This window comes from Streptomyces sp. SPB074 (assembly GCF_000154905.1).
Lineage (GTDB): Bacteria > Actinomycetota > Actinomycetes > Streptomycetales > Streptomycetaceae > Streptomyces.
Window position 1 is genome coordinate 2247003 of record NZ_GG770539.1, and the last position, 8065, is coordinate 2255067.

The window sequence follows — 8065 nt, forward strand, 5'->3', positions numbered from 1 at the left end:
CCGCGCGCGAGGCCGAGCAGGACCTCGCCGACCGCCGTCCGGTCGGGCCACAGGCTCGCGCGGAAGTTCACGTCGAAGGAGACGAGGGGACGGCCGGGGCGGCGTTCGGTGAGTTCGCGCAGGAGGGCGAGGCAGTCAAGCGAGAGGGCGGCGGTGATGCCGGTCACGTGCAGGACGCGGGTGTCGCGCAGCGCGTCGAGCGGGACGGTGTGCGGGGACATCGCGGAGGCGGCGGAGCCCGCGCGGTAGTAGACGACCTCGAAGGCGGCGTCCGCGTCGCGGTCGGCGGCCGTGCGGAAGTAGATCCCGGTCGGGCGCGCGGGGTCGCGGGTGACGGCGCTCGTGTCGACGCCGTACGCCGCTATCGCGTCCGCGAGGTGCTCGCCGAAGCCGTCGGCGCCGACCCGGCCGACCCAGCGGGCGCGGTGCCCGGCGGCGGCCAGGGCGCAGGCGACGTTGGACTCGGCGCCGCCGATGGCGCGCGTGAAGGCGGGGACGTCGGCGAGGCGGCCCGTGGTCTGCGGGACGAAGGTGACCATCGACTCGCCGAGGCAGACGACCTCCGCGCCGGGCCCGGTGTCGCCGGGGCTCGCGGGTGCCGGAACGGTGGCGGCTGCGGTGTCGGTCGCGCTCACGGTCTGCCTCTCGTCGTGCGTACGGGGTGCGTGCCTGCGGGGTGGAAGGCCCCTCGGCCGGTGGTCCGGGCCGGTGTCCCGGCTGCCTCATTGACCCCGGCTCGTCTCGGATGTTAGACACCATGAAGCGACATACGCAATGAGCGTTGCATCCTGCGCAACACGTCGCACCGGTTGCGCGGGTCCGCGCCGCCTCGGCCCTTGGGAGTACGTCATGACCGCTGGGGACAGCCGCCCCGCCGCCCTCGACCGGCACGCGCTCGACCGGCTCGCCGCGGTCCGGGTGGACAGCCGCTTCAAGGGGCTGCCCCCGGACGCCGACGGGCTGACCGTCGCCGAGCTGGCGGGACAGCGCAGAAACCTCTTCACCGGCGGTTTCACGACTCCCGTGCTCGCCCTCTCGGCCGAGGCCCTGGAGCACAACCTCGCGCTCATGGAGACGTACGCCGAACGCCACGGCCTCGCCTTCGCGCCGCACGGCAAGACGTCGATGGCGCCGCAGCTCTTCCAGCGGCAGCTGGAGCGGGGTGCCTGGGGCATCACGCTCGCGGTGCCGCACCAGGTGCGGGTCGCGCGCGCCTTCGGCGTGCCGCGCGTGTTCCTCGCCAACGAGCTGGTCGACGCGGCGGCGCTGCGCTGGCTCGCGGCCGAGCTGGCGGCCGACCCGGGCTTCGCCTTCGTCTGCTACGTGGACTCCGTGCGCGGCGTGGAGCTGATGGACGCGGCGCTGCGCGAGGCCGCCGGGGCGCTGCCCGCGGGCCCGGCGAGCGCGCGGCGCGTGGACGTCGTCGTGGAACTGGGCGCCGGCGAGGGCGCGCGGACCGGGGCGCGCACCGAGGCGGAGTGCGCGGCGATCGCCGACGCGGTCGCCGCGAGCGGCACGCTGCGCCTCGTCGGGGTCGCCGGGTACGAGGGCGAGGTGCCCGAGGCGGACCCGGAGCGCGTGCTCGCGTGGCTGCGCCGGCTCACCGCGCTGCTCGCGGACTTCGACGCGGCGGGCCGCTTCACGGCGGCGGGCGCCGAGGAGATCATCGTGAGCGCGGGGGGCAGCGCCTGGTTCGACGCGGTCGCGACCGCCTTCGCGGAGATCGGCGAACTGAGCCTGCCGGTCCGGAAGTTGCTGCGCTCGGGCGCGTACGTCTCGCACGACGACGGGCACTACAAGCACCTCACGCCGTTCAACCGCGTCCCGGACGAGGGGGCGCTGCACCCGGCGTTCCGGCTGTGGGCGCAGGTCGTCTCGCGCCCGTCCGCCGAGCAGGCGTTCGTCAACGCGGGCAAGCGGGACGCCGCGTACGACCTCGATCTGCCCGAGGCGCAGGCCGTGCGGGACGCGCGGACGGGCGAGGTGCGCGGCGCCGGGGGCATCACGGTGAGCGGGCTCTCCGACCAGCACGGCTGGGTGCGTACCGACCCGGACACGGAGCTGGAGGTCGGGGACTGGCTCGGCATGGGGCTCTCGCACCCGTGCACGTCCTTCGACAAGTGGCAGCTGATCCCCGTCGCGACGGCGGACGGCACGGTCACGGACTACGTGCGGACGTTCTTCTAGGACCGTACGGTGCCGGGCCCCGCCCGGTCCGCGGAAACCCTCGCCGCCCCTCCCCGAACAGGAACGCCCCATGCCCGCAGCCGCCGTCCCCTCCCCCGCCCCCGAACTCCTCGTCCGTGACGCCCTCGTGGTCGACGGTTCGGGCGAAGAGCCCTACCGCGCCGACGTGCTGCTGCGCGAGGGGCGGATCGCGGCCATCGGGCGGGAGGGGGGCGGCACCCGGCTGTCCGCCGCCCGGGTCCTCGACGCGGACGGGCTCGCGCTCTCGCCCGGCTTCATCGACATGCACGCCCACAGCGACCTCGCCGTGCTGCGCGATCCCGCGCACACGGCGAAGGTCGCGCAGGGCGTGACGCTCGAAGTCCTGGGTCAGGACGGCATTTCGTACGCCCCCGTGGACGAGCGCACGCTCGCCGAGGTGCGCCGCACCATCGCCGGGTGGAACGGCGGCGGCCCGGGGGACGAGTCCGTGGACTTCGACTGGCGCACGGTCGGCGAGTACCTGGACCGGCTCGATCGCCAGGGCCTCGCGGTGAACGCCGCGTACCTCGTGCCGCAGGGCACGGTGCGGATGCACGCGATGGGCTGGGAGGACCGCCCGCCGACCGCCGCCGAACTGGACCGGATGCGTCAACTCGTCGCCGAGGGAATGCGCGAGGGCGCGGTGGGGATGTCCTCCGGGCTCACGTACACGCCGGGCATGTACGCGAAGGACGCCGAACTCACCGCGCTGTGCCGGGTGGTGGCCGAGCACGGGGGCTACTACTGCCCGCACCACCGCTCGTACGGCGCGGGCGCGCTGGAGGCGTACGAGGAGATGGTCGTCCTCGCGCGCGAGGCGGACTGCCCGCTCCATCTCGCCCACGCGACCATGAACTTCGGTGTGAACGAGGGCCGCGCGGCGGAGCTGGTCTCGCTGCTCGACGGGGCGCTCGCGGCCGGGGCCGACATCAGCCTCGACACGTACCCGTACACGCCGGGCTCCACGACGCTCGCCGCCGTGCTGCCGAGCTGGGCGAGCGAGGGCGGCCCGGAGGCGACGCTCGCGCGGCTCGCCGACCCGGAGACCGCCGAGCGGATCAGGCACGACCTCGAAGTGGTGGGCTCGGACGGCTGCCACGGCGTGCCGATGGAGTGGGAGACGATCGAGATCTCCGGCGTCACGAGCCCCGGGCTCGCCGGGGCGGTGGGCCGTACGGTCGCCGCGTCCGCCGCCGCGCGGGGCATCGCCCCGTGGTCGTACGCCCGCGAACTGCTCCTCGCCGACCGCCTCGGCCCGACGATCCTCCAGCACGTGGGGCACGAGGAGAACGTCCGGACGATCATGCGCCACCCCGTCCACACGGGCGGCTCGGACGGCATCCTCCAGGGCGCGAAGCCGCACCCGCGCGCGTACGGGACCTTCCCCCGGTACCTGGGGACGTACGTGCGGGAGCTGGGCGTCCTCTCGCTCGCGGAGTGCGTCCGGCACCTCACCTCGCGCCCCGCCGCGCGCCTGCGGCTCACCGACCGGGGCCTGGTGCGCGAGGGTTACCGCGCCGACCTCGTCCTCTTCGACCCGGTCACGGTGGCGGCCGGTTCCACCTTCGCGGAGCCGCGCACGCTCCCCGCCGGCATCCCGCACGTCCTGGTGGACGGGCACTTCGTGCTGCGCGACGGCGCCCGCACGCAGGCGACGCCGGGACGCTCGGTTCGGGGGCGGGGGCGGCGCTGAGCCGGGCGGGCCGAGCCCGGCGTGCTGAACCTTGCGGCGTGGGCGCCGGGTCCGGCGGCGGGCGCTCGGTTCGGCGGCCGGGGGCGTGCGTCGTCCTGCCCGAGCCCCGGCCGGGCCCCCGCGCCACCGCCGGGGAAAAAATCTTCGCCCATCCGTGAACTTTCCGCCGGGCCCGGCCATCGAACCTCTTGCACGCACGAGGAAAGGACGTTGGCCATGACCCGCCGCACGAACGAGATCACCGACACCCTCCCCACCGCCGGCACCACCGCGAAGCCGGGCCGCACGGGCCGGATCGCCCGGCGGATAAGCCTTCCGCTCGCCGCGCTCGCGCTCACCGGCGCGGTCGGGGCCGTCACGGTGGCCCAGGCCAGTGCCTCCGGGACGAGCACGAAGGCCGCGACGCCGACCTGCGCGACCGCCGGGCTCACCGCCTCGCTGAGCAAGCACCTCGCGGGCGGGATGAACCACGCGGGCGCGATCCTGGACCTCAAGAACACGAGCGGCCACACCTGCGCCCTGCGCGGCTACCCGGGCCTCGGCCTCCAGGACGCCGACGGCAAGACACTCACGACGAAGACGCACTGGGGCGTCACCTGGTACGCGGCGGACGCCGGCAAGAAGACGCTGACCCTCAAGAACGGCCAGCACGCCCAGGCCGTCATCGCCTGGACCCACGCCAACACCGGTACGGCGCAGGCCAAGCACGCCGCCAAGCTCATCGTGACGCCGCCGGCCGCCACGACCCACAAGACGCTCAAGCTCGACGAGTGGGTGGACAACGGCCAGCTCGACGTCACCTCGCTCGCCCCCTCCTACAAGGTGGACTGACGCCCCGGCAGAGGGACGGCACGGACAAGGGAACACGCGGCAAAGGCCGGAGCACGCCGGGGGGCGCGCTCCGGCCCCCGCACGTCCGGGCCCTGTCCCGCCCCGCCCTCCCCCGCCCTCGCCCGGCCTCCCGTGTGACGAGGCGCCATTGACCCCCCGCGTTCCGGGGATTACCTTGACGCCGTACATCGATCACATACAAGCACATCGTTCACGTACATGAACGCATCTGCGAGGACACCCATGCTGCCCGAGGGCCTGTACTCCTTTCCGCTCACTCCCTTCACCCCACAGGACACCTTCGCGCGCGACGTCTTCGCCGAGCACGTCGAGCAGCAGGTGGCCGCCGGGCCCGCCGCGCTCTTCGTCGCGTGCGGCACCGGGGAGTTCTCGGCGCTCGACGCGGCGGAGCACCGCGCCGTGGTCGCGACGGCCGTGGAGGTGGCCGCCGGGCGGGTCCCGGTGTACGCCGGTGTCGGCGGGGGCCCGCGCCTGGCCGCCGGTTTCGCGCGCGGCGCCGCCGAGGCGGGGGCCGACGGGCTGCTCCTCATGCCCCCGTACCTCGTGGAGTCCGCCCCGGCAGGGCTCGTCGCGCACGTGCGCCACGTCGCCGCCGCCACGCCCCTCCCGCTCGTCGTCTACCAGCGCGCCAACGCCGTGCTCGACCCGCCCGCCGCGCTCGCCCTCCTCGACCTGCCGACCGTCGCCGGGATCAAGGAGGGCCGCGGCGACGTGGACGCGATGCAGCGGATCATCGCGACGGTGCGCTCCTCCGGGCACCCGCGCGCCGAGAGCTTCGCCTTCGTCAACGGCCTTCCCACGGCGGAGGTCTCCGTCCCCGCCTACCAGGCGATAGGCGTCACGGGCTACTCCTCGGCGGTCCTGTGCTTCGCCCCGGACATCGCCGTCGCCTTCCACCGCGCGAGCACGCGCGGGGACGTCGCCGCCGTGCGCACCCTGCTCGCCGAGTTCTACGTGCCGCTCGTCGGCCTGCGCGACAAGGCGCCCGGGTACGCGGTCGCCCTCCCGAAGGCCGGCGCGCGCCTCGCGGGCCTGGACGTCGGCCCCGTACGGCCGCCGCTGCTGGACGCCTCCGAGGAGCACGTCGCCGAACTCAAGGACATCATCGCGCGCGGCCGGGCCGCGCTCGGGGGCATCGAGGCCCGCGAGGTGGCCGCGTGAGCGCCGCGACCGGGCACGGCCCCCGCGTCAGCGAGGTCGTCGTCACGCCGATCGCCTTTCCCGACCCGCCCCTGCTCAACGCCTCGGGCGTGCACCAGCCCTGGGCGCTGCGCACGATCGTCGAGATCCGCACCGAGGAGGGCCTGTACGGGCTCGGCGAGACCTACGGCGACGCGGGGCACCTCGCCCTCGTGCGCCGCACCGCCGCGGCCCTCGCGGGACTCGACGTCTTCGACCTCGCCGACGCCCACCGGCGCGTCGCCGCCGCGCTCGACGGAGCGGGAGCCGCCGGCGACAAGCACGGCCTGATCGGTCCCGCCACACGCGAGAAGACGCTCCTCCAGGTCTACTCGCCCTTCGAGGTCGCGTGTCTCGACGTGCAGGGCAAGGCGCTCGGCCGCCCGGTCTCCGATCTGCTCGGCGGGCGCTTCCGCGAGGAAGTGCCCTTCTCCGCCTACCTCTTCTACAAATGGGCCGGGCACCCGGGAGCCGAGCCCGACTCCTTCGGCGAGGCCCTCGACCCGGACGGGATCGTGCGCCAGGCACGCGCGATGACCGCGCGCTACGGCTTCGAGTCGATCAAGCTCAAGGGCGGCACCCGCGCCCCGGAGGAGGAGATCGCCGCCGTGCGCGCCCTGCGCGCCGCCTTCCCCGCACACGAACTGCGCCTCGACCCCAACGCGGCCTGGACCGTGGAGACTTCCCTCAAGGTCGCGGAGGAGACGCGGGACCTCCTCGAATACCTGGAGGACCCGGCCCCCGGCATCGACGGCATGGCGGAGGTCGCGCGCGGCGCGGGTCTGCCGCTCGCGACGAACATGTGCGTCGTGGCGTTCGAGCACATCGCCCCCGCCTTCCGGAAGAACGCCGTGCAGGTCGTCCTGGCCGATCACCACTACTGGGGCGGGCTGCGCCGCTCCCTCGAACTCGCCGCCATCTGCCGCACGTTCGGCGTGGGCGTCTCGATGCACTCCAACAGCCACCTCGGCATCTCGCTCGCCGCGATGGTCCATCTCGCGGGCGCCGTCCCCGTCCTGGACCACGCGCTCGACACCCACACGCCGTGGCAGGACGGCACGGACGTCGTGGAGCGGCCGCTGGCCTTCCGCGGGGGGAAGGTCCGCGTGCCCACGACGCCGGGGCTCGGCGTGACCCTCGACCGCGACGCCCTCGCCCGCCTGCACGAGAACTACACGCGCTGCGGCATCACGGAACGCGACGACACCACGTACATGCGGACGTTCGAGCCCGACTTCACGGTGGGACGGGCGAAGTGGTGAGCGCGGCGGCCGACGGCCAGGGCACGGAGGGCTCCGGCACGGGGAGCCCTGGTACGGGCGGTCCCGGCGCGGGCGGTCTTGGCGCGGGCGGCGTCCCTGGCACGGACCGGCCCCGTTCCCCGGGCCCCGCCCGGCCCGCTCCCGCGGCCCTCTCCGGTCACGCCTACCCCTGGGACGTGCTCGGCGATCCCGGTTTCCCCGCCCGCGTCCGCGCCGCCGGGCTCACCTCGGTGACGCTCGCGGCGACCTACCACGCGACGCGCGCGGCGACCCCGCACCATCCCGCCCGGCGCCTCGTGGACGCCGCGCACTCCGCGCTCTACCGGCCCGCCCCCGACCCGGCCGCACCCCGCTGGGCCGGCGCCCGGCTGCGTCCGGCCACCCCCGCCTGGACCGGCCCGGAGCCCGACCCCTTCGGCGCGGCGGCCCGGCTGCTGCGCGCGGAGGGTCTCGCGGTGACCGCGTGGCTCGTGCTCGGGCACGACTCGCGCCTGGGCACCGCGCACCCGGACCTCACCGTCGTCAACTGCTACGGCGAGCACTACCGTTACGCGCTCTGCCCCTCCCACGCCGAGGTCCGCGCCTACGGCGCCGCGCTCGCCGCCGAGGCCCTGGACGGCGTCCCGGTGGACGGTGTCTCGCTCGAAGGCTGCGGACAACTCGGCGTCGTCCACGCGGGCACGCACGAGAAGACGGACGGCGCCTGGACCGCCGAGCAGGCGCGCCTGCTGTCGGTGTGCTGCTGCGCGGCCTGCGCCGCCGCCTGGTCGGCGCGCGGCCTCAACCCCGGCTCGGTGCGCGCGGCCCTGCGCACGGCCGTACGCTCCGGGCTCCCGCTCTCCGACGAATTCGCCGCCACCCTGCTCGCCGT

The 8065-nt window shown here is 75.1% G+C and carries 7 protein-coding genes; 6 read left to right on the top strand and 1 reads right to left on the bottom strand.

Annotated features, from left to right (window positions below):
• On the bottom strand, positions 1–635 hold a 635-nt coding region (locus SSBG_RS09075), incomplete at its 3' end, for a sugar kinase (protein WP_008745884.1).
• A gap of 214 nt (positions 636–849) precedes the next feature.
• Here SSBG_RS09075 and SSBG_RS09080 point away from each other — a divergent pair.
• The 6 genes from SSBG_RS09080 to SSBG_RS09105 form a co-directional block, all read left to right on the top strand.
• The gene (locus tag SSBG_RS09080; protein ID WP_037869304.1) at positions 850–2187 is read left to right on the top strand and encodes an alanine racemase; all 1338 of its coding nucleotides are present in this window, start codon (positions 850–852) and stop codon (positions 2185–2187) included.
• Positions 2188–2257: 70 nt separating this feature from the next.
• Positions 2258–3901, top strand: a complete 1644-nt coding sequence (locus SSBG_RS09085; protein WP_008745886.1) for an N-acyl-D-amino-acid deacylase family protein — start codon at positions 2258–2260, stop codon at positions 3899–3901.
• Positions 3902–4117: 216 nt separating this feature from the next.
• Positions 4118–4732 (top strand): DUF4232 domain-containing protein, encoded by a 615-nt coding sequence (locus SSBG_RS09090; RefSeq protein ID WP_037869305.1) that lies wholly within the window; start codon positions 4118–4120, stop codon positions 4730–4732.
• 243 nt (positions 4733–4975) lie between these two features.
• Positions 4976–5914 carry a 5-dehydro-4-deoxyglucarate dehydratase gene (locus SSBG_RS09095; RefSeq protein ID WP_008745888.1) on the top strand — a complete coding sequence of 313 codons (939 nt, stop codon included), beginning with the start codon at positions 4976–4978 and terminating at the stop codon, positions 5912–5914.
• Positions 5911–7194 carry a glucarate dehydratase family protein gene (locus SSBG_RS09100; RefSeq protein WP_008745889.1) on the top strand — a complete coding sequence of 428 codons (1284 nt, stop codon included), beginning with the start codon at positions 5911–5913 and terminating at the stop codon, positions 7192–7194. Before SSBG_RS09095 ends, SSBG_RS09100 begins: the two co-directional genes overlap by 4 nt.
• A partial coding sequence (locus SSBG_RS09105) for a hypothetical protein (RefSeq protein WP_234010444.1) occupies positions 7191–8065 on the top strand: 875 nt, incomplete at its 3' end. The genes SSBG_RS09100 and SSBG_RS09105, both read left to right, overlap by 4 nt.

Excerpts from the sequence above, each read along its gene's own strand:
- SSBG_RS09090 (WP_037869305.1), top strand. The coding sequence starts at position 4,118 with ATGACCCGCCGCACGAACGAGATCACCGACACCCTCCCCACCGCCGGC.
- SSBG_RS09080 (WP_037869304.1), top strand. The coding sequence starts at position 850 with ATGACCGCTGGGGACAGCCGCCCCGCCGCCCTCGACCGGCACGCGCTC.
- SSBG_RS09095 (WP_008745888.1), top strand. The coding sequence starts at position 4,976 with ATGCTGCCCGAGGGCCTGTACTCCTTTCCGCTCACTCCCTTCACCCCA.
- SSBG_RS09085 (WP_008745886.1), top strand. The coding sequence starts at position 2,258 with ATGCCCGCAGCCGCCGTCCCCTCCCCCGCCCCCGAACTCCTCGTCCGT.